This window comes from Variovorax sp. BGA-UO-ETr-C22, from assembly GCF_059567965.1.
The window spans coordinates 1,189,406-1,214,932 of sequence record NZ_JCAQPA010000011.1; the positions used below are offsets into that span (position 1 = coordinate 1,189,406).

The window sequence follows — 25,527 nt, forward strand, 5'->3', positions numbered from 1 at the left end:
TCCTTGTCGGTATCAACCCATGTGGATCTGTTCGGCGTCGACCTTCACCAGCGCCTGGCTGGTGACGAAGGTGTTCTTGGCGTGCAGGCGCAGGCTCTGCGCCGCCTGCATGTCGATCTGGCCCGCGCGCACCTGCTCGACCTCTTCGGTGAGGCGAAAGCTCGAGCGCGTGAGCAGGCTCAGGCGGTCGAGCACGGTCTCGAGCGTGCGGCCCACGAAGCGGGCGACCAGCGTGGTCACGCGCACTTCGGCGCCGCGGTAGGCCATGTCGGTGATGTCCACCGTGGCCTTGTCGGCCCGAAGCGCGAACGTGGACGCCTGCAGCGCGATGCCGCCGCGCCGCGAGCGGATTGTGAGGTCGCCCTCGGCCACGAGCTGCGACTGGCTGGGGTCTGCCTGCGTGACGACGGCGATCAGGAACAGCTGCTCGCGCTGCGGCCCGGCCACGAGCACGACGTCGCCCACGGCGGGTTGCAGCAGGCAGCTCGCGGCGCGCGGGCAGTGCCAGGGCGCGCCGCCCGGCTGTGGTTCGACGACGAAGCGGCCGTCGGGCAGCGATTGCACGACGGTGCCGAGCGCGCTGCCGGTCCAGGCCGGTGCGGCTTGTGCAGGCAGCGGCTTGCGCAGCAGTGCGTGCATCTCGGTCTCTGACGTAAGCGATGGCGGCGAAGCAGCTTCGCGAAGGACTCGTTGGTTCATGGCGGGGTGTCCTGTGGATCGGGCGGCAGTGGCCGGCCGAAGGTGTCGCGGCCGGCGCGTTGCGGGCGGCTCGCACGGGCGGCAGAAAAGCGCTCGGCCTCGAACAGCGCCGGGTCGCTGTCGAGCACGCCGAGGCGGTCGCTCCAGCGCACGCCGGTCTCGATCGCGCGGTGCATCTGGGTGCGGTGGAAGGTGGCGCCGCGCAGGTCGGCATCGGCGAGGTCGGCGTAGGAGAAATCCGCGTACACGAGGTGGCTGCGGGCGAACGCGGTGCGGCGGCAGCTTGCGCGGTGGAACACGCACTGTTCGAGCCGCGCGTCCGACAGGTCGGCGTCGTCGAGCCGGGCACCGACCCACAGGCTCTGGTCGAAATGCCCGCCGCGCGCATCCACCCGTCGCAGGTCGGCTTCGGGAAACAGGCACTGCGGCGCCTGCACGCCCGACAGCACCGCGCCTTCGAGCTTCGCGCCCTTGAAGTTGCACTGGCTCAGGCGCGCGCCGGCGAAATTGCAGCCCGTCAGGTCGGCATCGATGAACTGGCACAGATGAAACGACTGCGCCGAGAAGTCCTGCCCCGCGAGGTCGGCCTCGCCGAAGATCACGTTGTGGAAGCTCGCGCCCTTGAAGTGCGTGCCGCGCAACGCCGCGCGGTAGAAGACGGTGGTGTTCAGCGCCGTGTCGTCGAAGCGCGTGCCGTCGAGGCGGCATTCGCCGAACACCGACTTCGTGAGGTCCGCACGCCCGAAGCCCGCGCCGTCGAGCGTGCTCTGGTGAAAGGTGGCCTGGCCCGCCTGCGCCGCGCTCATGTCGACGCCGCTCAGGTCGGCCTCGGAGAAGACGGCGTGGGCCATCGCCGCAGACTGCAGGCGCGCGCGGGGCAGGGCGCAGCGGTGGAAGGCGGCATGTTGCAGGTCGGCGCTGTCGAGCACCGCGTCGTCGAAGCGGCAGCTGTCGAACACCGATTCGCCCAGCCGCGCGCCACGCAGGTTCGCCCGACGGAAATCGCAGGCGCCGAAGCTGCCGCCGCGCAGGTCCATGCCGTCGAAGTCCATGCCCTGGAAGTCCTGGTCCTGGAGGTGGTCGCCGCCGCGGATCTTCGCTGCCAGCTCGGCCGGCGTCATCGGGCCGGGTCCGCGGCGCGGCGCGGGAGGGTCTTGGCCTGTTCGAGGTGCGCGCCGTGCGTGTCGGTCACGCTGTCGATCAGGGTCTGCGAGACGTCGGCGCGGAACAGGTTGGCCTCGCGCAGGTCGGTGCGCACCAGGCGGGCTTTCTGCAGGCTGGCATGCATGAGGTTGGCGCCGCGCAGCGAGGCCTGCGTGAAGTCGGCGCGGATGAAAAGGCTTTCGGGCGCATCGCAGCCGCTGAGGTCGGCGCCCGTGAGGCTGCAGGCCGACAGGTCGCAGGTGTCGAGCGTGGCACGCACGAAGCGCGCGCCGTCCAGCGGCATCTCGCGCAGGCCGCATTGCACCAGCGTCGCGTCTTCGAAGTCCATGGTGCGCAGGCTGCTGGTGCCGACGAAGCAGGTGGTGTGCAGGGTCGCGCCGCGAAAGACGATGCCGGTGTCGCCCGGCGTGTGGGCCCAGGCGCAGGCTTCGAGCTTGGCCTCGCTGAAGTCGAGCCGCTCGGCGATGCACGAGATCAGCCCGACCTTGTGGAGCACGGCGTTGCGAAAGCTGCAGTCCTGCAGGCGCGTCTGCTCGAGGAAGGTCACGTAGGAAAGGCGTGCTGCATCGAAGCGGCAGTGGTCGACCTGCAGGCCGAGCACGGTCAGATGCTCCAGCGAGGCCTGCGAGAAGTCGCAATGGTCGAAGTGCGTCTGCTCGAGCGTGGTGTGGTGCAGCTGCGCGCCGGTGAACACGGTGCGGACGCAACGGGCCAGGCTGAGGTTCGCGCGGTGCAGCAAGCAGCCCGCGAGCGAGGCCCGCGTGAGGCGCGCACGCACGAGCACGGCCTCGGTGGCATCCGCGCCATCGAGCCGGGCGCCTTCGAGGTTCGCGTGTTCGAGCAAGGTGCGGTGCAGGCGTGCGCCGCGCAGGTCCATGCCCGACAGGTCGGCGCCGGTGAGGTCCATCTCGGAGAGGTCGCGCGTGGTGGCCATCGCGTCCTGGACGCGCCGGCGTGCTTCGGCGGCGCGTTCGCCTTCGAGCACGTCGGCCGGTGACTGGTGCTGTGCGCCCATGCGGTACATGTCGATCAGCCCACGCTGGCCTTTCTCGACCACCTCCGCGAAGGCCTGCTGCTGCGCGGGCGACAGTGCGGACGTGCCCGTCGCGGCGGCGATGCCGAACATGCCCTGCAGCACGGTCTGCGCATCGAAGGCGGGCGGGCCCTTGGTCGTGGTGCGGTCGATGTTCGAGACCAGCTCTGCCGAGTCGAATCCGACCTGGCGCGACTCGGCCGCATTGAGCCGACCCGCGCGTTCGAGCTCGCGTCGGCCGTCTTCGAGCGCCTGGCGCTGGCCCTGCGTGAAGCGTCGCGTGCGCTCGACGAACTCGGGCAACTCGGCGAGCGTCGGCGCCTTGCGGAAGGGCTCGGGCAGCGGCCGTTCGCGCAGCAGGCGCGGATCGTGGCCGGCCTCGCGCGCCTTCTGCATCATGTCCGCGCGCAGCCGGTCGCCGCGTTCGCGCATGTTGCGCACGAGCGCGGATTCCTCGCCGTCGTCCAGCGTATCGAGCCACGGGCCGATGGCCTGCGCGGGCAGCAGCTCGTCGTCGCGGGCGGCATGCAGCGCGCCGGTCTCGGGATCGCAGCGGCGCTGGAGGAGGGCGAAGTAGTGCGCCAGCGGGCGCGGTGCATCGCCCGCGGCTTCGATGGCGGGCATCACGTGCGTCACGTCGTCGGCGTCGTCTTCCACGATGTCGATCTCGCCATGGTGGATCAGCGCCACCTGCCCGCGGTGCGGAAAGAACCACGCCGTGGTGAGGCGCATGGGCACTTCGTCGAACTGTTCCGGCTCGCGGCCGGGCCCGCTTCGGCGCGCGATGAAGGCGCGTGCACGCCAGTCGGGCAGGCGCCCGCGCTGCACCGGCTGCGTGGGGTGCATGTGCCAGATCTCGTAGGGCGCGCCGCCGGGGATGTGGTCGCGCGCGGGCCAGCGCTGCTGCGGCGGCGCGGCGTTGAAGAAGCGCCAGTCCATGTCCTCCGAAAAACCGGGGAACAGGTGCTCGCGCCAGTGGCCGTCGTACTGCCGGCCGATCAGGCGCATGCGGCTGGGCCGGGTCAGCTCGATCGGGCCGAAGCCGGCCGGTTCGGTCTCGCGATCGGGCCGGTCGATGCGCTGCTGCGGGTCTTCGATGTTCGGCAGGCGCTGCACCTGCAGGCCGTTGACGGTCTCGTGCGCGTGGCCGATGCCCTGCGGGTTCTCGGCAAAGCCGGGGCTGCCGTAGGCGCGCGTGGCGTCGAGCCGCATCGATTCGAAGGGCTGCGGCGCGGTGGCACGGCCGTCGAGCCAGAAGCGGTCGCCGAACACCAGCAGCTGGCGAGAAAGCTCACCTACGCGCATCGCGACGGCGCAGGCGGTCTTGTCGTCCTGATGGTGCGTGTAGGCATGGCCGGTGGCCAGGAACTCGGCGTGGGGTTTGGGAATGCCCAGGTCGATGGCGCCCGTGGGGCCGAGCTCTTCGGCAGCGATCTTCCAGAACTCCGGCTCGGGCAGCAGCACGGGCGCGGCGTCCATCGACACCATGCCCATCAGCGTGACACCCAGGCGTTGCTGGTGGCCCCGCAGGAAGGGGCGTGTGATGACGCTCAGCCGCAGCGGCTTGACGGTTTTCAATGGGGGTCAGCTCCGTGCGGGTGTCACTTCGAGCGGCGTGCGCTGTCGGTCGACCGCCACCACATCGGGGTGCGCCGGGTCCTGGACCAGGTGCAGGGTCGCGCCCGGCACCGCGAGGCGGGGTAGCAGCAGTTCGTCGACCAGCGTGCGCAGCACCACGCTCGGCACCGGGGACGACGGCGGCATCTGCAGCGTGAATTCGAGCGCGACCATGCACTGGCCATGGCTGCCCGGGCTGGTGAGCTGGTGCTCGGAGCGCCGCACCTGCGCCACCACGCCATGCGTGGCCACGCCGGCAAGGCCCAGGCGCTCGCCGATGCGCCGCTCCTGCGTGTACTTTCGCTGTTCGCGCGTGGCCGTGACGACCACCGCGACGCCGGCCAGCAGCGCCCCGCCCATCATCACGGCGAAGACGCTCCAGAGGACCTGTTCCCAGACGGCCATCGGTCGGTCGATCGGCTCAGACCTTGACGGTCATCGCCTTGGCGGCGAAGGCCAGGCCGCCGCTGGCGATCTTCATGCCGATGTTCGCGACCTTGAGCATCTTTCCCTCGATCTCGGTGGCCGAGTTCTGCGAGCGGAACACCGCCACGTCGAGCCGGATGCCCGAGAACTGCGAGTTGAGGATGTAGTTCTGCTGGCGCAGCCCCCACAGGTCGAGCGCCAGCCCGACCGCCGAGAAACGCGCCCCCACGCCGCCCGCGCGGTACCAGCGCCAGTCGTTGCTCTTGGCGTAGTTGTTGATGTAGGTCTTCGAGTTGTTCGTGTAGTCGTTCGTGATGTTCTTGTAGGTGTTGGACGTCGTGTTGTAGACGTTGGTGTTGATCACGTGCTGCGTCGTGTTGTGGATGTGGTTCGTGGTGTTGAAGGTCACGTCCGGCGAGGTGTGGACCGTGGGGCCGGTCACCGTGGTGTTCGACGGACCGTTCACATGCACGGTGTTCGACGTGTTGATGGTGTCGTTGCGGCCCGCGCTCACGAAGCGGATTTCCTGCCCGTCGATGGTGCCGTTGAAGCCGCCGCTGATGGCGAGGGTCACGCCGCCGGAGATGGTGTCGTTGAGCCCGCCGCTGAGCGTGCGCGTCTTGCCGCCCGTGATGCGCTGCGTCACGCCGCCGCTCACGGTTTCGCTGAAGCCGCCCGTCACGTCGCGCGTGTCGCCGCCGGTGATGGTCTCCGTCGCGCCGGCAGTGATGTCGCGCGTCTCACCGTCCTGGTAGGTGGCCGACTCGTGGCCCTTGATGAGGGTGGTGCGGGTGCCGTCGGTGGTGTGGGTCTCGTCGGCTTCCACTTCGACGTCGAGGTTGCGCTCGGCGTGCAGCAGGATCTGCTCGGCGCCCGCGCGGTCCTCGAAGCGCAGCATGTTGGCCTGGTTGGCCGCGCCGCCGGTGCTGGAGCGCGTGAGGATGCCGCTGGCCGTGGCGTTGGCGGGCAGCTCCCACGGCGGCATCTGGTCGCTGTTGTAGACGCGGCCGGTGATGATGGGGCGGTCGGGCTGGCCGCCGATGAAATCGACAATCACTTCCTGGCCCACGCGCGGCATGTGCATGGTGCCGTAGTTGGCGCCGGCCCAGTTGCTGGACACGCGCACCCAGCACGAGCTGTTCTCGTCCGACTGGCCGTAGCGGTCCCAGCGGAACTGCAGCTTCACGCGGCCGAAGCGGTCGGTCCAGATCTCCTCGGGGCCGACCACGGTGGCAGTCTGCGGACCGTTGGTGCGCGGGCGCGGCGTGGTGCGCGCAGGGCGGTAGGGCACGGCCGATGGGAGCACGGTGAAGTCGAACTCGCACACCGATTCGCTGCTGCCGCCGGTCGAGTATTCGGGCTCGCGCAGGTCGTAGCGCGTTCCGGTGACGAGGTACTCGCGGTTGTCGGCCTCGCGCGGGCAGTGCGTCATCTCGAACAGGTGGCCCGGCGCCATGCCCACCACGTTGGTGTGGCCCGAGGCCAGCTCGTGCGCGCACTGCAGCTCCTGCAGGCGGATCTTCGCGTAGGCGTCGCCTTGCTGGTGCTCGCTGTAGCCGCCGAGCCATTCATAGACTTCGTAGGTCGCGTGGTCGTGGCCCTTGGGGTCCTGCTGCACGCTCTGCAGCGAGGCGCGCGACTTGCGAAAGTCGAAGTCGTCGAGCATCACGCGGCCCGAGGTGATCTGCTCGGCCACGCGCCAGCGGTCGATGCAGGGCTCCAGCGCATTCACCACGCGGTCGCGCGGGCGGTAGGGAATGCGCGCGTGGCCCGGCAGCGGGTGGTAGCCGCCCGTGTCGTCGGCCAGCACCAGCAGGTGCGAGCCGTTGCCGTGCTCGAAGTGGTAGGCGATGCCTTCATGCTCCATGAGGCGGCTCACGAAGGCGAAGTCGCTCTCCTGGTACTGCACGCAGTATTCCCACGGACGGTAGCTGCCCGTGAGGCGCTTCTCGAACTGGAAGCCGTACTTGCCCAGCACCGCGTCGAGCACCTCCGGCACGCTCTGGTTCTGGAAGATGCGGCAGTCGGTGGTGCGCGTGAGGTACCACAGCCAGGGCTGCACGAGCGCGCGGTAGATGTAGTGGCGGCCGGTTTCGTTGGCGCGCCCGACGAGCTCGAAGCGCACCACGGTGCCGTTGAGGTAGCGCGTTGTGCCGTCGTCGGCAATGGCCAGCGTGAGCGAGGTGCCGAGCAGGCGCTTCAGGTCGAGGTTGAAGCTGGTGCTGACCATGTCGACCTCGAACTCGAAGAGTTGCGAGAGTCCTTCGTGCCCCCGCATCGCGCGGAACTTGAGTTGCTCGGTGCTCAGGACGGTATGGACTTGGACGGTACGCGGCATTCGACACTTCCCTGACCCCTCGGGCTTTCACGGATGCGAAGCCTCTGCAGATGGGGCCAAGCCAGTATGAAAACGCCGCGTGTCACATCCATGACGCGCCACAGGCAAAAGGCCGTCGAAACGGCCTTTTGTGAAAGCGAATGCACGCCTGCGCAGCAGGAGTGACGCAAAGGTTTTACATCGACGCTTCGAGCATCGCCTTGTAGTCGTCGCGCGTGGCCAGCCGCGGGTTGGTCTTGTGGCAATGGTCGGCCATGGCGCCGTCGATGATCTGCTCGAACATCGCGGGCGTCACGCCCACTTCGGCCAGGCCCTTGGGCAGGCCCAGGCGCGCGTTCATGTCGCGGATCGCGTGGCCGAGGTCGCCGGCCGAGTCCAGGTGCATGGCCTGCGCCATGCGCTGCAGGCGCTGTTCCTTCTGCACCGATTCGGCGCCCGAATTGAAGTGGATCACGGCCGGCAGGAAGAGGGCGTTGAGCGTGCCGTGGTGCAGGCGCGGATCGACGCCGCCCAGGCTGTGGCTCAGCGAGTGCACGCAGCCCAGGCCCTTCTGGAAGGCCATGGCGCCCTGCATCGACGCGCTCATGAGATTCAGTCGCGCCTCGCGGTCACTGCCGTCTTTCGTCGCGCGCTCGATGTGGCCCCAGGCGCGCTCCAGGCCGTCGAGGCCGATGCCGTCGGCCGGCGGGTTGAAGGCGGCCGACATGAAGGTTTCCATGCAGTGCGCGATGGCGTCCATGCCGGTGGCGGCCGTGAGCCGGGGCGGCAGGCCGAGCGTGAGCTCGGGGTCGCAGATGGCGGCCTTGGGCATGAGGAACCAGCTGTGGAAGCCGAGCTTGCGGTGGTCGTCGACGATGACGATGGCACCGCGCGCCACCTCGCTGCCGGTGCCGCTGGTGGTGGGCACGGCAATGAGCGGCACCGCGCGCTCGGTGATCTTGGGCGAGCCGCCTTCGATGGTGGCGTAGGTCTTGAGCGGGCCGTCGTGCGTGGCCGCGATGGCCACGCCCTTGGCGCAGTCGATGGCCGAGCCGCCGCCCACGGCGATGAGGCCGTCGCAGCGGCCGCTGCGGTACAGCTCGACGGCGGCGCGCACCGCGGCCTCGGTCGGGTTGGAGGGCGTCTGGTCGAACACCGCGACCTCGAGATCGGCGATGGCGTCGAGCGCCTTCTGCAGCACGCCGGCCGCGCGCACGCCGGCGTCGGTGACGATCAGGGGGCGGTTGATGCCGATGCGCGCGCACTCGCTCGACAGGAGCTTGATGGCGCCGAATTCGAACTGGATCTGGGTGAGGTATTGGATGAGGGCCATGAGGGGGAACGCCCGAGGGCAGTACGATTGCTGACCGTTCGAATCTAACAAGAGGGGACATTCTTGCCCACCAACAAAACCCTTGCGTCTGTCGCACTGGGCTCAGCGCTGCTGGCCGCTTCGGTCCAGGCCGCCTGCCTCAGCGACACCCAGGTGGCCGACTTCGCCGCCGCGCAGGCAGCGCGCACGCCCGCCGCCGACTTCGAGAACCTCAGCGAGGCCGACGCCGCCTGCACGCGCGCCAAGCTCAACGTGCTGCATGCGCGCAACCTCGGTGACGTGGTCGGCTACAAGGCGGGCCTGACCAACCCCGCGGTGCAGAAGCGCTTCAACTACGACCAGCCGGTGTGGGGCGTGCTCTACCAGCGCATGCTGCTGGACAGCGGCGCGGTGGTCGATGCGGCCTTCGGCGCACGGCCTCTGTTCGAGGCCGACATGCTGGTGCGCGTGAAGAGCGCCGACATCCACAAGGCGAAGACGCCGGCCGAGGTGCTGGCCAACATCGACCAGCTCATTCCCTTCATCGAGCTGCCCGACCTCGCGGTGCAGACGCCCTCGAAGCTCAACGGCCCGGGCGTGGCCGCGATCAACGTCGGCGCGCGGCTCGGCGTGCGCGGCCTGCCGGTCGATGTGCCGGCGACGGCCGACGGCCAGTCCTGGATGCTCGAGAGCCTGCGCGACATGCGCGTGGTCATGAAGGACGGGCAGGGCAAGGAGCTGGCGACCGGCAAGGGCTCCGACATCCTCGAGCACCCGCTCAATGCCGTGGTGTGGCTGGCCGGCGCGCTGGCCAAGGAAGGCATCGCGCTGAAGCCGGGCGACCTGATCAGCCTGGGCTCGTTCTCGCCGCTGCTGCCACCCAAGGCCGGGCTAACGGTGGTGGTGAGCTACGAAGGGCTGTCGCGCATGCAACCGGTGGTGGTGTCTTTCAAGTGAGCACGACCACGACAGCGAACCGCCTCGCGCAACCCGCGCTCACCCCGAAGATGGCCGGTGTGGTCGAGCGCATGGCGCGCGCGGGCCATCCGCCGCTCGACCAGCTCACGCCCGACGAAGCCAAGGCCTCATACGAAAAGGGCGCGGGCGTGCTCGAGGTGCCCAAGCCCGAACTGGCGCGCATCGAAGACTTCCACATCGCCGCGCGCGACGGCCATGCCATGCCCGCGCGGCTGTATGCGCCGTCGGCCGAGGTGCTGCCCGTGCTCGTGTACTTCCACGGCGGCGGCTTCACGGTCGGCAACATCCGCACGCACGACACGCTGTGCCGCGTGCTCAGCCTCAAGAGCGGCTGCGCGGTGGTGTCGGTCGACTACCGGCTCGCACCCGCGCACAAGTTTCCGACCGCGTCGAACGATGCCTGGGACGCCTTCCAGTTCATCGCCACGCAAGGTGCCAGCCTCGGTCTCGACGGCACGCGCCTGGCAGTGGGCGGCGACAGCGCGGGCGGCACGCTGGCGGCCGTGTGCGCGATCCTGGCGCGCGATGCCGGCCTGCCGGTGGCGCTGCAGCTGCTCATCTACCCCGGCATGGCCGCGCACCAGGACACTGAGTCGCACCGACGCCATGTCGACGGCCCGCTGCTGACCAAGGCCATGATCGACTTCTTCTTCGCCCAGTACGTGAACACGCCCGCCGACCGCGACGACTGGCGTTTCGCGCCCCTGCTGGCCGACGACGTCGACGATGTGGCGCCGGCCTGGATCGGCCTGGCCGAGGCCGACCCGGTGGTGGACGAAGGCATCGCCTACGCCGACAAGCTGCGCGCCGCGGGCGTGGCGGTCGACCTGGAAATCTACCGTGGCGTGATCCACGAATTCATCAAGATGGGCCGGGCGATTCCCGAGGCGCTGCAGGCGCAGAACGACGCGGCCCGCGCACTGAAAGAGGCATTGAACCCATGAGCGAGAACAACAACACCCCGGTCCGCCGCGAGGACTTCCACTACTTCCACCGTCTGCGCGTGCGTTGGGCCGAGGTGGACATGCAGAAGATCGTCTTCAACGCGCACTACCTGATGTACTTCGACACCGCCATTGCCGACTACTGGCGCGCGATGGCGCTGCCGTACGAAGAGGCGATGCACTCGCTGGGCGGCGACCTGTACGTGCGCAAGGCGACCATCGATTTCCGCGCCTCCGCGCGCATGGACGACGTGATCGACGTGGGCATGAAGTGCGCGCGCATCGGCAACTCGTCGATCATTTTCCAGGGCGGCCTGTTCCGCCAGGACGAGTTCCTGGTGGGCTGCGAGCTCGTCTACGTGTTCGCCGACCCGGCCACGCAGACCTCGAAGCCGGTGCCCGCGGCCCTGCGCGAGACGCTGACGGCCTTCGAGGCCGGCGAGCCGATGCGCACCGTCGAGACCGGCGACTGGGCCACGCTCGGCGAAGGCGCGAGCGCGCTGCGCCGCGCCGTGTTCATCGAGGAACAGAACATTCCCAAGGAGCTGGAGTGGGACGCGCACGACGCGGTCGTGCTGCACGCGGTGGCACGCAACCGGCTCGGCCAGGTCATCGGCACCGGCCGGTTGCTGCCCGCCGAGGACGGCGTCTCACACATCGGCCGCATGGCGGTGCACCGCACCTTGCGCAGCGGCGGCCACGGCGCGGCCGTGGTGCAGGCGCTCGAAGACGCGGCCCGCGCGCGCGGCGACCGCGAGGTGGCGCTCAATGCGCAGCGCAGCGCCGAGCGCTTCTACGCGCGGCTGGGCTACGCGGTGCACGGCCAGCCTTTCGAGGAAGCCGGCATCGCGCACATCGAGATGCGGCGCGCGCTGCGCTGAGCGCCGCGCCTTCAATCAATAGCGGGCCGGCGGGTCCGGCACGTAGCCGGGGTCCGAGCCCGGGAAGGGCGACGGGCCCGACGGGCGCGGCCAGCGCTGCGGCACCGGGATGACGCCCGCGGCGACCAGGTTCTCGCGGCTGTCGTAGCGGATGCGGATCACCTCGTCGGGCTGCGAGCTGGCGCGCTCGAAGGTCGTCTTGCCGACATACGAGGTCTCGCGCCGTCCGTGGGCCGTGCCCAGGCTCGGGCTGGGCGCCGACTGGCGGGCCATGGCGCCGGCGGACGACTCGGCCGCCATGTCGGCATTGCCGGCGCTGCCTGCGGGTGGGGCCGCCTTGGCGCGCGCATCGCCCATCGACGACGGTGCCGGCGGCGCCTCGCTGCGCCGTTCGCGGCTGCTGTTGCCGCCGCTGTACTCGTCACGCGACGGATACGGCGTCACGACCGGCGGCGGCGGTTCCGGCCGGCGTTCGCGGAACATCGCGACGCCGATCACGCCCACGTCGTCGGGGCGGCCGGTGCGGCTCGCGTAGGAGTTGCCGGCGGCGGCGAATTCGAAGGCCGCGATCTGCGAATCGCTCTTGCGCCAGCCCGCGATGTCGCTGCGCTCGCGCGGGCCGAACACGTAGCCGTTCTGGCCGACGCCGGCGGTTTCGCCGGTAACGACGTTGACGCCGTCCACCGACATCACGGCCATGATGCGTTCGCCCATCGCGTTGCGTGCCCGGATCGCATAGCGCGCGCCGGGGCGGCCGGCCACCCAGTACTCGCCGCGGTGGCGGTAGATCGGCAGCTCGGCGCCGCTCGTGCGGTCGACGATGCTGATGTTCATCAGGCCGCCGATGCGGCTGGCACCGGAGGGGTACGGCCGCATCGGGCTTTCCGCCCCCGCCGACAGCGCGGTCAGGGCCAGGACGGTGGTGAGGAGAAGTCTGCGCTGCATCATGGTGGCTTCCTTGCCAGGAGTGGATCGATGCAGGCTTCTACGGCGGGGCCTCGCGAACGGGGTTAAGCGTCGCGCAAAAAAATGGCGCTGTCGGTGAGACAGCGCCAAGCGCCCCCGGAAAGAAGGCAGGGACGCAGGGGAAATCAGATGTCTTCGAGCAGCGGGTAGGGCAGCGGCTCGACCGACAGCGCCGGTCCGCCGGGCGCCCCCGCGTGCAGGCCGCCGGCCTCGAGCGCGGCGATCTGGATGGAGATGAGCGCCGACCAGCCGCCATCGGGCGCGGGCGCGGCCTGCGCCACGGTGCCCACGGGCTGTTCGGCGTCGTTGGCTGCGAACACCTCCTGGCCCGCGGCCAGCGGCGCGTCGGTCTGCGCGAGGTAGGTGCGGCGCTTGAGCGTGCCGCGGAACTGGCTGCGCGCCACGATTTCCTGGCCGGGGTAGCAACCCTTCTTGAAGTTCACGCCGCCCACCGACTCGTAGTTGATCATCTGCGGCACGAAGGCCTCGATCACCGGCGTGGTCAGCGTGACGATGCCGCTGCGCACCTCGCTCCAGGGCCACAAGGCGGCGTCGAGCGTCGGGCCCACGGGCGCCTTCTGGTCGGCCGGCGCGATCCACAGCGCGCGCGGCACGCCGTCGGCCGGGTACAGCGACACCACGCTGATGTCTTCGCCGATGGCCGTGCGGCGTCCGGGCGGCAGGGCCGCATCGAGGCCGTTGGCGGTCAGGGCGGTGCCGGCCACGCCGTGCAGCGCGAACTGCTCGGTGGCGTCGGTCAGCTTGACCTTGGCGCGCAACACATACATCGACAGGCGCTTGAGCGTGGCCGCCAGGATGTCGCGGCTGCACACCAGCAGGATGAGTTCGGGTTGCGGGCGGATGCCGATGAAGCTGGCGATCACGCGGCCCTTGGCCGTGCAGAGCGCCGCCAGGCGGGCTTCGGTGGCGCCGAGCAGAGAAAAATCCTGCGTGAGCTGGCCGTGCAGAAAGCTGGCGGCATCGGGGCCTTCGGCGCGGATCACGCCGAGGTGGGGCAGGGTGCTCACCCCGTTGAGAACGACTGTGGTCATCGCTGAATTATCATGGCCGTGCCTGTTCCTTCGGGGCGGCAGGGATTCCCCGTCGCAGCGACGGGGCCGGCCGTTCCCGCGGGTCGGTGTCCATCTGCTTGCCAGCTCTTTTTCTTCCTCCGTCTTTTCCTCGGATTCGTGCGCAGCTTCTTCCTCACGCTCTTCCTGCTCGTGGCCCTGGCCGTTCTGGCGCTCGGCGGCGCCGGTCTCTGGTGGGTGCACCAGCCGCTCAAGTTGCCGACGCCCAGCGTCGACCTGTCGGTGGAGCCCGGCACCACGCCGCGCGGCATCGCGCAGGCCGTGGCCGACACCGGCGTCGACGTGCAGCCTCAGCTGCTGTACCTGTGGTTCCGCGTCTCGGGGCAAGACCGCCAGATGCGCGCCGGCAGTTACGAACTGGAACGCGGTGTCACGCCCAAACTGCTGCTCAACGTCCTGGTGCGCGGCGAGGAAGCCACGCGCAGCGTGGTGCTGGTCGAAGGCTGGAACATCCGCCAGGTGCGCGCCGCGCTCGCCAAGGCCGAGCAGCTCAAGCCCGACAGCGTGGGCATGAGCGAAGACGCGCTGATGGCCGCGCTGGGCAAGCCGGGCCTGCACCCCGAAGGCCGCTTCTTCCCGGACACCTACACCTACTCGAAGGGCTCGACCGACATCGCACTGCTGCAGCGCGCCATGCGGGCCATGGACAAGAAGCTCGAGGCCGCCTGGGCGGCGCGCGCGGCCGATTTGCCGCTCAAATCGGCCGATGAGGCGCTTATTCTGGCCAGCATTGTCGAAAAGGAGACAGGCAAGGCCAACGACCGCGCGGAGATTGCCGCCGTCTTCACCAACCGGCTGCGCATCGGCATGCCGCTGCAGACCGACCCGACCGTGATCTACGGCATGGGCACCGCCTTCGACGGCAACCTGCGCAAGCGCGACCTGCAGACCGACACGCCCTGGAACACCTACACCCGCGGCGGCCTGCCGCCCACGCCGATCGCGATGCCCGGCAAGGCCGCGCTGCTGGCGGCCGTGCAGCCGGCGCAGAGCAAGTCGCTGTACTTCGTCTCGCGCGGCGACGGCACGAGCCAGTTCAGCAGCTCGCTCGACGACCACAACCGCGCGGTCAACCGCTATCAGCGAGGCGGTGGCAGCAGCTCCCAACCCAAGGCGACCCAATGAGTTCGATCAGCAATGGCGGTCTGTTTCTGACGCTGGAAGGCATCGACGGCGCGGGCAAGTCGAGCCACCTCGACGCGCTGGAAGCCCGCTTCAAGGCGCAGGGCCGCACCGTGGTGCGCACGCGCGAACCTGGCGGCACGCCGCTGGCCGAGACGCTGCGCGGGCTGGTGCTCGAGCAGCCGATGAACCCGCTGACCGAATCGCTGCTGGTGTTCGCGGCGCGCTGCGACCACATCGCCCAGGTCATCGAACCGGCGCTGGCGCGCGGCGAGGTCGTGCTGTGCGACCGTTTCACCGACGCCACCTTCGCCTACCAGGGCGCGGGACGCGGCTTCGACACCGCCGTGTTGGCGACGCTCGAACAGTGGGTGCAGGCGGGTCGGGCCGGTCTGCCGGCTTCGCAACTGCTGCAACCCCAAGTGACCGTGTGGTTCGACCTCGCCCCCGAGATCGCCGCCCAACGCCTGGCCGGCGCGCGCGTGCCCGACAAGTTCGAGGCCCAGCCCGTCGAGTTCTTCCGCCGCGTGGCGCAGGGCTATGCGGCCCGCGCCGCCGCTGATGCGTCGCGCTTCGTGCGCATCGATGCGAGCCAGGCCCGCGACCAGGTCTGGCAGCAGATCGACACCGCACTGGTGGCGCGCGGCGTGCTGTCGCCGGTGCAGGGAGCCGCGCGATGAGCGAGCCGGTGAACACGCTGACCCCGTGGCTGCGCCAGCCCTTGGCCGAACTGCTGCGCCAGCGCGGCCATGCCTGGCTGCTGCAAGGCCCGTCGGGCATCGGCCAGTACGAACTCGCGCTGGCGCTCGCCGCCGCCTGGCTGTGCGAACAGCCGGTGGAGGAGGGCGGTGCCGCCTGCGGCCACTGCGCGAGCTGCCACGCCATCGAGGTCCGCACCCACGCCGATCTGTGCGTGCTGATGCCCGAGGTCGCGATGCAGGAACTGGGCTGGCCGCTCGACGAAAAGGCGCAGTCCGACATCGACGACAAGAAACGCAAGGCCAGCCGCGAGATCCGCGTCGAAGCCATGCGCGACGCCGTCGGCTTTGCCCAGCGCACCAGCGCACGCGGCCGCGGCAAGGTCGTGCTCGTGTACCCGGCCGAGCGCATGAACACCATCACCGCCAACGCGCTGCTCAAGACGCTGGAAGAACCCGTCGGCGACGTGCGCTTCGTGCTCGCCAGCGAGGCCGCGTGGCAGCTGCTGCCGACCATCCGCAGCCGCTGCCTGGGTTTCACGCTGCCGTGGCCCGAAACCGCCGAGGCCGAAGCCTGGCTGGTAGCGCAGGAGGTGCCCGCCGCCGACGCCGCGCAGCTGCTGCGTGCCGCAGGCGGACGGCCCAGCGATGCGCTGCGGCTGGCGCGCTCGGGCCAGTCGCCCAAGGCGTGGTCGCTGCTGCCCAAGGCCGTGTCGCGCGGCGACGTGGGCGCGCTGGCCGACCAGGCGCCGGCCCAGGCCGTCGTCTCGCTGCAAAAGCTCTGCCACGACCTCATGGCCGTGGGCCATGGCGCCGAACCCCGTTTCTTCGACGCGGCCGACCTGCCACCGGCCCCGCACAAGCTGGCGCTGGCGCGCTGGTCGAAGTCGCTCGCCGCCGCCGCGCGGACCGCCGAGCACCCGTTCAACGCCGGCCTCATGCTCGAAGCGCTTGTGAGCGAGGCGCGAAGCACCCTAAACTCTGCCGCTCGCCGCCCATGAACCAACCTGTCGCTCCCGCCGCTGCCGCTTTGTCTGCCACGCCCGCCCGGCCGAGCGTCATCCAGCTCGCCATCAAGGAAAAGGGCGCGCTCTACGCGGCCTACATCCCGCTGTTTGCCGAGGGCGGCATCTTCATTCCGACCACGCGCGAATACCGGCTGGGCGACGACGTCTACGTGCTGCTCACGCTGCCCGAAGACCCGCAGCGCTATCCGGTGGCTGGCAAGGTCGCCTGGATCACGCCGGCCCGCGCCGCCGGCAACCGGGCGCCGGGCGTCGGTGTGCGCTTTCCCTCGGACGAGAAGTCGCGCCAGCTGAAGGCGCGCATCGAAGCTGCGCTCGGTGGCTCCATGGCCTCCGACCGCCCGACCCAGACCATCTGAGTTCTTTCTCCGCCGCCGTCCCCGTGACGCGGAACTCCGGACACGGCGCGATCTCCCACAGGCGCGCCGCACTTCATCCTTTCCGATGTTCACCGACTCCCACTGCCACCTGACCTTTCCCGAATTCGCGGACCAGATGCCCCAGATCCGCGCCGCCATGGCCGCCGCCAAGGTCGACCGGGCGCTGTGCATCTGCACCAAGCTCGAGGAATTCGACGACGTGCAGGCCCTGGCCGCCAGCTACGACAACTTCTGGGCCAGCGTGGGCGTGCACCCCGACAACGAGGACATCGCCGAGCCCACCGTGGAAGACCTGGTGCGCCTGTCGGCGCGCCCGCGTGTCGTGGCCATCGGCGAAACCGGCCTCGACTACTACCAGATGGAAGAGCGCAAGGGCGGCCGCAGCATCGCCGACATGGAGTGGCAGCGCGACCGCTTCCGCGTGCACATCCGCGCCGCGCAGCAGACCCGCAAGCCGCTCATCATCCACACCCGCGACGCCTCGGCCGACACGCTGGCGATCCTCAAGGAGGAGGGCGAAGACGGCGCGGGCAGGGCGGCCGGCGGCGTGTTCCATTGCTTCACCGAAACCGCCGAGGTGGCACGCGCCGCGCTCGACCTGGGTTTCTACATCTCCTTTTCGGGCATCCTGACCTTCAAGAAAGCCCAGGACCTGCGCGACGTGGCGGCCTTCGTGCCGCTGGACCGCATGCTGATCGAGACCGACAGCCCCTACCTGGCGCCCGTGCCGTACCGAGGCAAGACCAACAACCCGTCGTACGTGCCCTTCGTGGCGCAACAGATCGCCGAACTGCGACAAATGCCCGTAGAGGACATCGCCAAGGCGACAAGCGACAACTTCGAAACATTGTTCAGGGAAGTCAAATCATGAAAGACTACTTTAAAAAGTCGATATATCTTGTTGTCATGGCTGCATCTTTTGCAGCGCATGCGGGTTCGTTCGAAGACTTTTTCCGCGCCGTGCGCGGCGACAACGCCAGCGGTGTGCGCACCCTGCTGAACCGCGGCTTCGACCCGAACACGCGCGACGAGCACGGCCAGACCGGCTTGATGCTCGCGCTGCGCGAGCCGTCGCCGAAGGTCATTCAGGTGCTGATGGAGTCGCCGCAGCTCAACGTCGACCTGGCCAACGCCAAGGACGAAACGCCGCTCATGCTGGCATCGATCAAGGGCCAGCAGGACCTGGTGGTGCAACTGCTCAAGCGCGACGCCGCCGTCAACAAGACCGGCTGGGCACCGCTGCATTACGCCGCCAGCAGCGGGCAGCTGTCGATCATGAAGCTCCTGCTCGAGAACCACGCTTTCATCGACGCCCAGTCGCCCAACGGCACCACGCCGCTGATGATGGCCGCGATGTACGGATCGAACGACGCCGTGAAGCTGCTGCTGGCTGAAGGCGCGGATACGGCGATGAAGAACCAGCTCGGCATGACTGCGGTCGACTTTGCAGTGAAGGCCAACCGGGCGGAGTCTGCGGAACTGATCAAGGCAGCTGGGGATGCGAAGGCGAATGCGGTGAAGGCGGTGCCGAAGGATGGGAAGTGGTGAGTGCCCGCAGGCCTCAGCAATCCTGACGCAGCAGAGGGTGAACACGGTCGCCCAGGTATCTGGACAGCCATATGCAGTGCTCTTGAAGGCTTTCCACTGGAATATCGTTGCCCAGCCATAGGGACTTCTCATCCTGTCCTGGCAAGCGCGTGACCACGCTGAGATAACCCGCAGTGGCGTAGCTGGTGAGCGCCGTGGGGGTCACTGCGCGAATGGACTCAAACGGGACCACGGTGGTGCACAGCTTTCGCAGTGGCGCCGTCTCGACATAACTGAGCTGCCTGGTTTCCGAATCGAAGCTGAAGGCGATGACCGTTTTTCGCGAAGTCGCGACCAGCAGCATGAGACCCGCGAGGCCGCTCGTCCCGAACAGCGGGATCCAGATCGCCGGATCAACGAACACGCCGGATGAAAACGGGTTCGCGCCGCTCGCGAGCGAGGCAAGGCTCGCCAGACCAAGCCCGAGAAGATAGACGGGTGCGGCCATGGCGAGTACTGCCAGAGAGGCAGCGGTTGCCAACAGCAAGGAAGAACAAGCGGTCGATCCTTCCGTGCTCGATCGCCAGCAGAAGCAGCGGCTCATTTCCTCCTGGCCGGCAAGGACGTTCGATGTCACTTGTGGGCGTTCCTTTCTTGACGGGTTGGGCTTGCGGGATGCTTGCCTGGGTTTCCTGAGTCCCGTCAACTTTACGGTAGCCCATTCATATTGAACACAATGTGCATTATGTAAAATTACTTGTGTGGATGCGGACCGTTTGCCGCTATGAACCAGAGAGCCTTGGCAGTCCTCGACCCGAGCCAAATGCCCTTCCGGCCTTCGCACTTCGCCCAGCCCTTCATTTCAGACCTGGGCGAAGTGGCCCCGAGTCGAATCAGCTCAGCGTGCTCCCATCCGGCAGCTTCGCAATCACCTTGATCTCGAACTGGAAGCCATAGAGCCACGTCACGCCGATCCCGGTCAGCGTCGGGTGCGGCGCTTCGCCCCAGTACTCAGGCACCAGCTTCCAGATCGTTTCGAAGTTCGATTCCGGGTCGACGATGAAGACCGTCACGTCGACCACGTCGTCGAAGGTGCAGCCCGCGGCTTTCAGGATGGCGTTCAGGTTGTCGAAGGCGCGCCGCACCTGCGCCTCCAATTCAGGTTCCGGCGAGCCGTCTTCGCGGCTGCCGACCTGCCCCGACACGAACAGGAAGCCGTTGGAGCGAATGGCTGGCGAATAGCGGTTGCGTTCGTAGAGCGCCTGGCGCCCGGGTGGAAAAACGACGTCGCGTGAGGAGGCCATGGGGTGTTTTCTTTCTGCGGTGAGTGAGGACGATGCAGGGACTTTAGGAAGCCATGCGCCATCGATAAACGGGCAAAGCCAACAATCACTGTTTGCAGATCCCAAACAATCGCCGCGCAGGAGCCCTCCCATGGACCGTTTCGATGCAATGCAGGCCTTCACCCGCGTGGTGGAAGCCGGCAGCTTCACCAAGGCCGCCGACACGCTGCACATGAGCAAGACCAGCGTGACCCAGCTCGTGCAGCAGCTGGAGGCGCGGCTGCGTGTGAAGCTACTCAATCGCACGACACGCAAGGTGAACGTCACGGCCGATGGCGCGGCGTACTACGAGCGTGCAGTGCGGCTGTTGGCCGACCTGGACGACGCCGAGACCAGCCTGTCGAGTGCCGCCGCCCTGCCCCGCGGCCGCCTTCGCGTGGACGTGCCCAGCCCGCTGGCCCGCATGATCCTCGTGCCCGCGCTGCCGGCCTTCCATGCGCGCTACCCCGACATCCAGCTCGACATGGGCGTGAGCGACCGCATGGTCGATGTGATCGGCGAGAACGTCGATTGCGTCGTGCGCGGCGGCGGACTCACCGACCCCTCGCTCATGGCCCGCCGCGTGGGCGACCTGCAGCTCGGGGTTTATGCGGCGCCGAGTTACCTCGAACTGGCAGGCACGCCCGCGCACCCGCACGAGCTGGAAGACTCGCACCACCGCATCGTCGGCTTCCTGTGGTCGCGCCACGGCAAGACCTTTCCGTACGCCATGCGCCGGGGCGGCGAGCGCGTCGACGTGCAGGGCCGCTACGTGCTCTCGGTCGACGACGGCAATGCCTACCTTGCAGCGGGGCTGGCGGGCCTGGGCATCCTCTGGCTGCCGGACTACATGGCAGCCCCGCACCGGGCGCGCGGCGAACTGGTGCCGCTGTTCGAAGACTGGCAGCTCGATCCGATGCCGCTGTACGTGGCGTTCGCGCCGAACCGGCATGTGAGCGCCAAGCTGCGCGCGTTCATCGAGTGGGTCGCCGGGCTCATGGCGCAGCATGCGCCGGTCGTCGTTCGCCCTAGTCCATCTGCGTGAGTGGCTTCAAGCGGCGGCCTCCGCCTCCTGCAACGCCCGCCACATCACCTTGCCGCTGCCGCTCTTGGGCAGCGCGTCGACGAACTGCACCACGCGCGGCGCCTTGTACGCCGCCATGTTCGCGGCGCACCAGTCGATGATGTCCTGCGCGCTCACCGGCGCTTGCGCAGGCTTGAGCACCACCAGCGCCTTGACCGATTCGCCGCGGTAGGCGTCCCGGGTCGCGATCACGCAGGCCTCCTGGATCGCCGGGTGGCGGAACATCAGCGCTTCCACCTCGGCCGGCCAGACCTTGAAGCCGCTCGCGTTGATCATCCGCTTGAGCCGGTCGGTGACGAAGAAGTAGCCCTCCCCGTCCACATGCCCCATGTCGCCGGAGCGGAAGAATCGCTTGCCGTCGGTCTCGACGAAGGCGGCCTCGGTGTCCGCCGGCCGCTTCCAGTAGCCCGCGAAGACCTGCGGCCCGTGGATCACGATCTCGCCCTGCGCTCCCGGCGCGACCTCGCGGCCCGTGTCGGGGTCGATCACGCGCGCGTCGGTGCTCATGAACGGGATGCCCAGGCACTGCAGCTTAGGCGCGTCGGGCGGGTTGTAGTGCGAGGGTGCCGCGGTTTCGGTGAGGCCGTAGGCCTCGACATACCGCAGGCCGTACTGCTCGAACAGCCGCTGCGCCACCGCCTGCGGCATCGCCGCCCCGCCGCCGCCGATGGCGACCAGGCTCGACAGGTCGAAGCGCGCCACGTTCGGGCTGGCCAAGAGGTCGATGACCATGGTCGGGATGTTGGCCCAGTGCGTGACCTGGTGCGTGGCGATCAGCCGCCCCGCCAGCTCGCGGTCCCAGCGCGGCATGAGCACGGCCGTGGCGCCCACCTGCATCGCCGCGTGCATGACACCGACCATGCCCGTGATGTGGAACATCGGTACGGCCACGAGGTGGATGCTCTGCGGCGTCACGTTGCCCCAGGCGTTGATGGCCATCGCGTTGTGCATCGCGTTCGCGTGGCTGAGCAGGCAGCCCTTGGGCAGGCCGGTCGTGCCGCTGGTGTAGGGCAACAGGGCCAGTGCGTCCGCATCGGCGCGGGCCACGGGCGGTGCGGCTTCGCAGGCCAGGCAGTCGGTCCACGCATGCACCGCGCCACCGGCCAGCGTCGGCAGTTCGCGTCGCGGCAGCAGCCATGGTGCCCAGGCTGCCGGCATGTCCTGTTCCGACAGCGCGGCTGGGTCGAAGGCATCGGTGAACTGGGTCACGACGAGGTGGCGCAGCTGCTGCGCCTGCGGCAAGGCATCGCTGGCTTTCGCAAGCTCGACCGCGAGGTCGGCCGTCGCGATCGCCACCTGCGCATCGGGATCGACGATGAAATGCTTCAGCTCCTCGGCGCGGTTCATCGGGTTGACCGGCACCACCACGGCATCGGCGCGCAGGATCGCGAAATGCGCGATCACCAGCTGCGGGCAGTTCTGCATCGCCAGCAGCACGCGGTCGCCGGGGCGCACGCCCAGCGCATGCAGGCCGGCCGACAGGCGTTCGACGGCGGCCCACAGCTGTGCATAGCTCATCGTGCGGCCCATGAAGATGAGCGCCGCCTTGTCGGGAAAGCGGCGGGCATTGACCGCGAGGTTGTCCCACAGCGGCGTGCGCGCCGCGTGCAAGGCGCGAGGCAGGCGCCGGGGCCAGAACGTGTGATGCGGGCGGGTTTGCATGGCGTGCTCCTGGAAGGTGGTAACCGTCAGTCGATCGGGCGCGGCAGCGCCCTGCCCGCTTCCAACAAGCCGGAAGCGGGTGCGATGCTTCAAGAACGAGACGGCTACGGCTGGCCGGGCGCGATGCCCGCGCGCGCAAAGGCGGCCTGCGACTGGGCGCCGTTCATGTAGACGTCCTTGCGTGTCACCTCGCCGGCGTCGTTGACGTCGACCACGTCGAGCATCTCGACGCGCGCGGTAAACGGCTGCCCTGCCGTGTCCTTCAGCGGCAGCACCATCACCCACTCCAGCACCCAGTGCCGCGCGCCGAACAGGCTGCGCCGCAGCTCGAAACTGAAGGGATAGCGGGCGAACACGCCGACGCAGTACTGGCGCAGCGCTTCGCGCCCGCGCACCGGCGCGGAGCCGTCGTGCAGCCAGTAGGTCGTGTCTTCGGAATGCAGTGACGCGATGCGGTCGGGGTCGCGCGTTTCCCATCCGACGTGGTACCGCGCGAACAACGCTTCGGTGCCCAGGGCGGGGTCGGCGGGATCGGTCTTGCCAGGAAACGCCATGTCTGTCTCCATCGGATGCGATGGAGAAAATTTACCGACTCAAAGTCGGTTTGTCAATCCGGGGACGAACCCAACCCGTGTTGCCGCAGCCCGCACAGCATGGTTTCGAGCAACCGGCAGTGCAGCTGCACCGCGGCCAATGGGTCTTGCGCGGCCCCGCAGGCCAGCGCCGCTTCGGCCACCGCACCGGCGATGAGCCGCGTGGCGGCTTCGATCTCTTCGGATGGCGTGCCCGCCGGCATGATGGCCACGAGCCCGGTGCGGATCGAGTCCATGAAGTGACGGTCGTCGATGCCGCGCCAGCGCTCCCAGCCGAGCACCACGGGCCCGTCGACCAGGATCAGCTGGCGCAGGCCTTCCTGCGTGGCCGCTTCGAGGTAGATGCGCAGGTTGGTCGCGATGGTGTGGGGCGAACGGTGCCCTTCGATGCGCTGGATGCGCGTGCCGAGTTCCGCCGCAAGCTCGGCCTGCACCGCATCGAGCACGGCCTCGAAGACGTCGTGCTTGGCGCGAAAGTGGTGATACAGGCCGCCCTTGGCGATCCCTGCACCGGCCGCGATGTCGTCGATGCTGACGGCCGCGAACCCCCGCTCGATGAACAGCTGTCGCGCCGAGGCGAGGATGGCCCCGACGGTGGTTGCGCTGCGCTTGGCCTGCTGGACCATGTGCGTCTTTCTCCTCGATGGCTGCTGCGCCACGTGAACACGCGGGCAGTATGGCACGCAGCATCGGCCCGGCAGGCCCGGGCGCAGCGCTGTCTCTGGCTCAACCCGCCGGCTGCGCCACCTTGTGCCACGCCTCGTACAAGTCCTCATCGGCCTCATCGCGCACCGGCAGCGAATGCAGCTTCATCTCACGCTGCTCCAGCGGCCGGGCGATCTCGACGTAGCCGCGCGCGGCCGACAGGTCGAAGGGTTCGCCGTCTTCGTTCGAGTAGGCGTAGAAGACCTCCTTCACGCCCGACAGGTACATCGCCGTCAGGCACATCGAGCACGGGTAGCCGCTGGCGTACACGGTGCAGCCCGACAGGTCGGTGCTCTTCAGGGCCTTGGCGGCGGCGCGCACGGCCTGCATCTCGGCGTGGGCCGAGGGGTCGCACAGGGCGTCCACCTCGTTGACGGCGGTGGCGATGACCTTGCCGTCGCGTGCGATCACGGCGCCGAAGGGCCAGGTCTTGCGCTCGCGGATGTTGCCCATGGCGAGGCGGATGGAGTCGAGCAGGTACGCACCTGCGTGGGGGTCATGCGATGTGGTCATTCAGCAAAAGCTCCCGCGGTCAGCTGCCGCGATAGGTGGAAAAAAACCAGGGCGCGCACAGCATCGGCACGTGGTAGTGCTGCGCGGCGTCGGCGATGGCGAAGCGCACGGGCACCACGTCGGACAGCGCATCGGCGGCCTTGAAGTGGTCCCCGACGTGGAACTGCAGCTCGAACTGTCCGGTGCGCGCGGAGGCGGCGGGCAGCATGGGCGCGTCGGTGCGGCCGTCGGCGTTGGTGCGCGTGCTGTTCAGGCGCGTCGGCGGCGTGGTCGCCACGTCGTAGAGGTCGACCTTCAGCCCGACGAGCGGGCGGCCGGTGGTGATGTCGAGCACGTGGGTGGTGATGCCGGTCATACGAAGAAAACTCCTTGCGGACGAAGGGAACGAACGGGGCCTGCTTGGTCAGCTGCCGCGCGAGTAGGTGTAGCTCCACGGGCCGAACTGGATCGGCAGGTGGATGCGCTCGGCCACGTTGGCCACGCGGATGCGCACCGGCAGCTTCGACAGGAACGGCGGCGTGGGCAGGCGCGACTGCTTGCGCGCAAAGTACTCGTCCACGTGCAGCAGCAGCTCGTAGTCGCCGGCGCGGTAGCTGTCGCCGATCAGCAGCGGCTCGTCGGAGCGGCCGTTGCCGTTCATGGTCACGGTGCGCAGCAGCTTGAAGCCGTCGCCCTCGCGCACCGAGAGATCGATACGCAGGCCGGTCGCCGCGGCACCGTGGAAGGTGTCGAGCGCGTGCACGGTCAGGCGCGGGCTCACCCCGTGCAGCACGATGGGGCCGCTGGCCTGGGCCGGGCCGGCGGGTGCGGCCGTTTGTGCAACAGCACCGTGGGGCGCCAGGGCTGCGGCGCCGAGCGCGAGGCCCGACAGCGCGAAGCGACGGCGCGCGGGCAGGGAAATTTCTTTCTCAGGCATGGACCGCTCCTTGGGAGATGGACGCACCCAGCAGCGTGTCGATGCGCCCGCGGGTGATGAGGCCGATCTGCGTCAGCGCCGCGCGGCGCTCGGCTTCGGTGGATTCGGCGGCGCGGCTGCGCAGCGCCTCGAAGATCTGGCCCTTGGTGCTGCGCCGCACCGCGATGATGAAAGGAAAGCCGTGTCGCTCGCGGTACACGCGGTTCAGCCGCTGGATCTCGGCCATCTCTTCGCGGCTCAGGGCGTTCAGGCCCGCACTGCCCTGCTCGCCGACCGACTCGGCGGTCATCGTGCCGGCCTGGGCTTCGCGGCCCGCCAGCTCGGGGTGGCCGCACAGGAAGGCCAGCTGCTGGGCGTCGGGTGCGCGGCGCACCACGTCGAGCATGGCTTCGTGCAGCGCGTCGATGGTGGCGAAGGGCCGCAGCGACCAGGCCGAGCGTGCGACCCAGGGCGAATTCTCGAAAGTCGGCCCGAGTGCGGCGACGAACGCGTCGCAGTCCATGGCGTTGAGCGCCTCGAGGTCGAAACGATGGGCGTGGGAAGGCATGGAGA

The 25,527-nt window shown here is 68.9% G+C and carries 27 protein-coding genes; 10 read left to right on the plus strand and 17 right to left on the minus strand.

Translation table 11 applies throughout. The annotated features are described in order from the left end of the window. Positions 1-12: 12 nt before the first annotated feature. The 6 genes from AC57B8_RS25615 to gbd all read right to left on the minus strand — a co-directional run bounded on the left by AC57B8_RS25615 (position 13) and on the right by gbd (position 8,589). Positions 13-699 carry a DUF3540 domain-containing protein gene (locus AC57B8_RS25615; RefSeq protein WP_496481133.1) on the minus strand — a complete coding sequence of 229 codons (687 nt, stop codon included), beginning with the start codon at positions 697-699 and terminating at the stop codon, positions 13-15. Beyond that, entirely contained in the window at positions 696-1,820 is a 1,125-nt protein-coding gene (locus AC57B8_RS25620) for a pentapeptide repeat-containing protein (protein WP_496481134.1), read from the minus strand. The genes AC57B8_RS25615 and AC57B8_RS25620 overlap by 4 nt, the downstream gene beginning before the upstream one ends. Continuing rightward, a complete protein-coding gene (locus AC57B8_RS25625) occupies positions 1,817-4,474 on the minus strand; it encodes a DUF2169 family type VI secretion system accessory protein (protein WP_496481135.1) in 2,658 nt (885 codons plus the stop codon). Before AC57B8_RS25625 ends, AC57B8_RS25620 begins: the two co-directional genes overlap by 4 nt. A gap of 6 nt (positions 4,475-4,480) precedes the next feature. Further along, on the minus strand, positions 4,481-4,918 hold the full coding sequence (locus tag AC57B8_RS25630; protein ID WP_495262958.1) for a hypothetical protein: 438 nt from the start codon (positions 4,916-4,918) through the stop codon (positions 4,481-4,483). 16 nt (positions 4,919-4,934) lie between these two features. Beyond that, entirely contained in the window at positions 4,935-7,277 is a 2,343-nt protein-coding gene (locus tag AC57B8_RS25635) for a type VI secretion system Vgr family protein (RefSeq protein WP_496481136.1), read from the minus strand. Between the two features lie 175 nt (positions 7,278-7,452). Then, on the minus strand, positions 7,453-8,589 hold the full coding sequence (gene gbd, locus AC57B8_RS25640) for a 4-hydroxybutyrate dehydrogenase (protein WP_496481137.1): 1,137 nt from the start codon (positions 8,587-8,589) through the stop codon (positions 7,453-7,455). Positions 8,590-8,652: 63 nt separating this feature from the next. Here gbd and AC57B8_RS25645 point away from each other — a divergent pair, with 63 nt between their 5' ends. Genes AC57B8_RS25645 through AC57B8_RS25655 form a run of 3 tightly spaced genes read left to right on the plus strand, consistent with a single transcriptional unit; the run spans position 8,653 to position 11,371 of the window. After that, complete coding sequence (locus tag AC57B8_RS25645; protein ID WP_496481138.1) at positions 8,653-9,525, plus strand: 2-keto-4-pentenoate hydratase; 873 nt, start codon at positions 8,653-8,655, stop codon at positions 9,523-9,525. A gap of 50 nt (positions 9,526-9,575) precedes the next feature. Then, positions 9,576-10,490: an alpha/beta hydrolase fold domain-containing protein gene (locus AC57B8_RS25650; protein WP_492685712.1), complete on the plus strand. Its 915-nt coding sequence runs from the start codon at positions 9,576-9,578 to the stop codon at positions 10,488-10,490. Beyond that, a complete protein-coding gene (locus AC57B8_RS25655) occupies positions 10,487-11,371 on the plus strand; it encodes a YbgC/FadM family acyl-CoA thioesterase (protein WP_095745275.1) in 885 nt (294 codons plus the stop codon). The genes AC57B8_RS25650 and AC57B8_RS25655 overlap by 4 nt, the downstream gene beginning before the upstream one ends. A gap of 15 nt (positions 11,372-11,386) precedes the next feature. Here AC57B8_RS25655 and AC57B8_RS25660 read toward each other — a convergent pair whose 3' ends face one another. Both AC57B8_RS25660 and ygfZ read right to left on the minus strand, forming a co-directional pair. After that, positions 11,387-12,316: a hypothetical protein gene (locus AC57B8_RS25660; RefSeq protein ID WP_139705823.1), complete on the minus strand. Its 930-nt coding sequence runs from the start codon at positions 12,314-12,316 to the stop codon at positions 11,387-11,389. Positions 12,317-12,462: 146 nt separating this feature from the next. Beyond that, positions 12,463-13,389, minus strand: a complete 927-nt coding sequence (ygfZ, locus tag AC57B8_RS25665; protein WP_070060618.1) for a CAF17-like 4Fe-4S cluster assembly/insertion protein YgfZ — start codon at positions 13,387-13,389, stop codon at positions 12,463-12,465. Between the two features lie 138 nt (positions 13,390-13,527). Here ygfZ and mltG point away from each other — a divergent pair, with 138 nt between their 5' ends. The 6 genes from mltG to AC57B8_RS25695 all read left to right on the plus strand — a co-directional run bounded on the left by mltG (position 13,528) and on the right by AC57B8_RS25695 (position 18,201). After that, positions 13,528-14,553, plus strand: a complete 1,026-nt coding sequence (gene mltG / locus AC57B8_RS25670) for an endolytic transglycosylase MltG (RefSeq protein WP_496481139.1) — start codon at positions 13,528-13,530, stop codon at positions 14,551-14,553. Positions 14,554-14,558: 5 nt separating this feature from the next. Then, on the plus strand, positions 14,559-15,230 hold the full coding sequence (gene tmk, locus AC57B8_RS25675) for a dTMP kinase (protein WP_307638295.1): 672 nt from the start codon (positions 14,559-14,561) through the stop codon (positions 15,228-15,230). Next, positions 15,227-16,249, plus strand: a complete 1,023-nt coding sequence (locus AC57B8_RS25680) for a DNA polymerase III delta subunit-related protein (RefSeq protein WP_496481140.1) — start codon at positions 15,227-15,229, stop codon at positions 16,247-16,249. The genes tmk and AC57B8_RS25680 overlap by 4 nt, the downstream gene beginning before the upstream one ends. Next, entirely contained in the window at positions 16,246-16,632 is a 387-nt protein-coding gene (locus AC57B8_RS25685; RefSeq protein ID WP_307638204.1) for a PilZ domain-containing protein, read from the plus strand. Before AC57B8_RS25680 ends, AC57B8_RS25685 begins: the two co-directional genes overlap by 4 nt. Before the next feature lie 85 nt (positions 16,633-16,717). Further along, positions 16,718-17,524 (plus strand): TatD family hydrolase, encoded by an 807-nt coding sequence (locus AC57B8_RS25690; RefSeq protein ID WP_139705956.1) that lies wholly within the window; start codon positions 16,718-16,720, stop codon positions 17,522-17,524. Further along, complete coding sequence (locus AC57B8_RS25695; RefSeq protein ID WP_496481141.1) at positions 17,521-18,201, plus strand: ankyrin repeat domain-containing protein; 681 nt, start codon at positions 17,521-17,523, stop codon at positions 18,199-18,201. The genes AC57B8_RS25690 and AC57B8_RS25695 overlap by 4 nt, the downstream gene beginning before the upstream one ends. A 13-nt stretch (positions 18,202-18,214) precedes the next feature. On the opposite strand, the gene AC57B8_RS25700 is transcribed toward AC57B8_RS25695, so the two are convergent. Both AC57B8_RS25700 and AC57B8_RS25705 read right to left on the minus strand, forming a co-directional pair. Further along, on the minus strand, positions 18,215-18,817 hold the full coding sequence (locus AC57B8_RS25700) for a hypothetical protein (RefSeq protein WP_496481142.1): 603 nt from the start codon (positions 18,815-18,817) through the stop codon (positions 18,215-18,217). A gap of 256 nt (positions 18,818-19,073) precedes the next feature. After that, positions 19,074-19,484, minus strand: coding sequence for a RidA family protein (locus tag AC57B8_RS25705; RefSeq protein ID WP_496481143.1), 411 nt, complete (start codon positions 19,482-19,484; stop codon positions 19,074-19,076). A gap of 130 nt (positions 19,485-19,614) precedes the next feature. On the opposite strand from AC57B8_RS25705, the gene AC57B8_RS25710 reads away from it, so the two are divergent. Next, on the plus strand, positions 19,615-20,547 hold the full coding sequence (locus tag AC57B8_RS25710; RefSeq protein WP_496481144.1) for a LysR family transcriptional regulator: 933 nt from the start codon (positions 19,615-19,617) through the stop codon (positions 20,545-20,547). Positions 20,548-20,553: 6 nt separating this feature from the next. Here AC57B8_RS25710 and AC57B8_RS25715 read toward each other — a convergent pair whose 3' ends face one another. The 7 genes from AC57B8_RS25715 to uraD form a co-directional block, all read right to left on the minus strand. Then, on the minus strand, positions 20,554-22,248 hold the full coding sequence (locus AC57B8_RS25715; RefSeq protein WP_496481145.1) for a long-chain fatty acid--CoA ligase: 1,695 nt from the start codon (positions 22,246-22,248) through the stop codon (positions 20,554-20,556). 104 nt (positions 22,249-22,352) lie between these two features. Continuing rightward, the gene (locus tag AC57B8_RS25720) at positions 22,353-22,802 is read right to left on the minus strand and encodes a nuclear transport factor 2 family protein (RefSeq protein WP_307638209.1); all 450 of its coding nucleotides are present in this window, start codon (positions 22,800-22,802) and stop codon (positions 22,353-22,355) included. A 53-nt stretch (positions 22,803-22,855) separates the two neighbouring features. Continuing rightward, the gene (locus tag AC57B8_RS25725) at positions 22,856-23,467 is read right to left on the minus strand and encodes a TetR/AcrR family transcriptional regulator (RefSeq protein ID WP_496481146.1); all 612 of its coding nucleotides are present in this window, start codon (positions 23,465-23,467) and stop codon (positions 22,856-22,858) included. A 100-nt stretch (positions 23,468-23,567) separates the two neighbouring features. Further along, positions 23,568-24,059, minus strand: a complete 492-nt coding sequence (locus AC57B8_RS25730) for a nucleoside deaminase (protein WP_070060610.1) — start codon at positions 24,057-24,059, stop codon at positions 23,568-23,570. A 19-nt stretch (positions 24,060-24,078) separates the two neighbouring features. Continuing rightward, complete coding sequence (uraH, locus tag AC57B8_RS25735) at positions 24,079-24,414, minus strand: hydroxyisourate hydrolase (protein WP_307638214.1); 336 nt, start codon at positions 24,412-24,414, stop codon at positions 24,079-24,081. Positions 24,415-24,462: 48 nt separating this feature from the next. Further along, on the minus strand, positions 24,463-24,975 hold the full coding sequence (locus AC57B8_RS25740; protein ID WP_493192340.1) for a hydroxyisourate hydrolase: 513 nt from the start codon (positions 24,973-24,975) through the stop codon (positions 24,463-24,465). Next, on the minus strand, positions 24,968-25,522 hold the full coding sequence (gene uraD / locus AC57B8_RS25745; RefSeq protein WP_496481147.1) for a 2-oxo-4-hydroxy-4-carboxy-5-ureidoimidazoline decarboxylase: 555 nt from the start codon (positions 25,520-25,522) through the stop codon (positions 24,968-24,970). Before uraD ends, AC57B8_RS25740 begins: the two co-directional genes overlap by 8 nt. Positions 25,523-25,527 lie beyond the last annotated feature (5 nt).

Coding starts and splice junctions, on each gene's coding strand:
- AC57B8_RS25615 (WP_496481133.1), bottom strand. CDS start 699: ATGAACCAACGAGTCCTTCGCGAAGCTGCTTCGCCGCCATCGCTTACG.
- AC57B8_RS25620 (WP_496481134.1), bottom strand. CDS start 1,820: ATGACGCCGGCCGAGCTGGCAGCGAAGATCCGCGGCGGCGACCACCTC.
- AC57B8_RS25630 (WP_495262958.1), bottom strand. CDS start 4,918: ATGGCCGTCTGGGAACAGGTCCTCTGGAGCGTCTTCGCCGTGATGATG.
- AC57B8_RS25635 (WP_496481136.1), bottom strand. CDS start 7,277: ATGCCGCGTACCGTCCAAGTCCATACCGTCCTGAGCACCGAGCAACTC.
- gbd (WP_496481137.1), bottom strand. CDS start 8,589: ATGGCCCTCATCCAATACCTCACCCAGATCCAGTTCGAATTCGGCGCC.
- AC57B8_RS25650 (WP_492685712.1), top strand. CDS start 9,576: ATGGCCGGTGTGGTCGAGCGCATGGCGCGCGCGGGCCATCCGCCGCTC.
- AC57B8_RS25655 (WP_095745275.1), top strand. CDS start 10,487: ATGAGCGAGAACAACAACACCCCGGTCCGCCGCGAGGACTTCCACTAC.
- AC57B8_RS25660 (WP_139705823.1), bottom strand. CDS start 12,316: ATGCAGCGCAGACTTCTCCTCACCACCGTCCTGGCCCTGACCGCGCTG.
- ygfZ (WP_070060618.1), bottom strand. CDS start 13,389: ATGACCACAGTCGTTCTCAACGGGGTGAGCACCCTGCCCCACCTCGGC.
- AC57B8_RS25680 (WP_496481140.1), top strand. CDS start 15,227: ATGAGCGAGCCGGTGAACACGCTGACCCCGTGGCTGCGCCAGCCCTTG.
- AC57B8_RS25685 (WP_307638204.1), top strand. CDS start 16,246: ATGAACCAACCTGTCGCTCCCGCCGCTGCCGCTTTGTCTGCCACGCCC.
- AC57B8_RS25690 (WP_139705956.1), top strand. CDS start 16,718: ATGTTCACCGACTCCCACTGCCACCTGACCTTTCCCGAATTCGCGGAC.
- AC57B8_RS25695 (WP_496481141.1), top strand. CDS start 17,521: ATGAAAGACTACTTTAAAAAGTCGATATATCTTGTTGTCATGGCTGCA.
- AC57B8_RS25705 (WP_496481143.1), bottom strand. CDS start 19,484: ATGGCCTCCTCACGCGACGTCGTTTTTCCACCCGGGCGCCAGGCGCTC.
- AC57B8_RS25710 (WP_496481144.1), top strand. CDS start 19,615: ATGGACCGTTTCGATGCAATGCAGGCCTTCACCCGCGTGGTGGAAGCC.
- AC57B8_RS25715 (WP_496481145.1), bottom strand. CDS start 22,248: ATGCAAACCCGCCCGCATCACACGTTCTGGCCCCGGCGCCTGCCTCGC.
- AC57B8_RS25720 (WP_307638209.1), bottom strand. CDS start 22,802: ATGGCGTTTCCTGGCAAGACCGATCCCGCCGACCCCGCCCTGGGCACC.
- AC57B8_RS25725 (WP_496481146.1), bottom strand. CDS start 23,467: ATGGTCCAGCAGGCCAAGCGCAGCGCAACCACCGTCGGGGCCATCCTC.
- AC57B8_RS25730 (WP_070060610.1), bottom strand. CDS start 24,059: ATGACCACATCGCATGACCCCCACGCAGGTGCGTACCTGCTCGACTCC.
- uraH (WP_307638214.1), bottom strand. CDS start 24,414: ATGACCGGCATCACCACCCACGTGCTCGACATCACCACCGGCCGCCCG.
- AC57B8_RS25740 (WP_493192340.1), bottom strand. CDS start 24,975: ATGCCTGAGAAAGAAATTTCCCTGCCCGCGCGCCGTCGCTTCGCGCTG.
- uraD (WP_496481147.1), bottom strand. CDS start 25,522: ATGCCTTCCCACGCCCATCGTTTCGACCTCGAGGCGCTCAACGCCATG.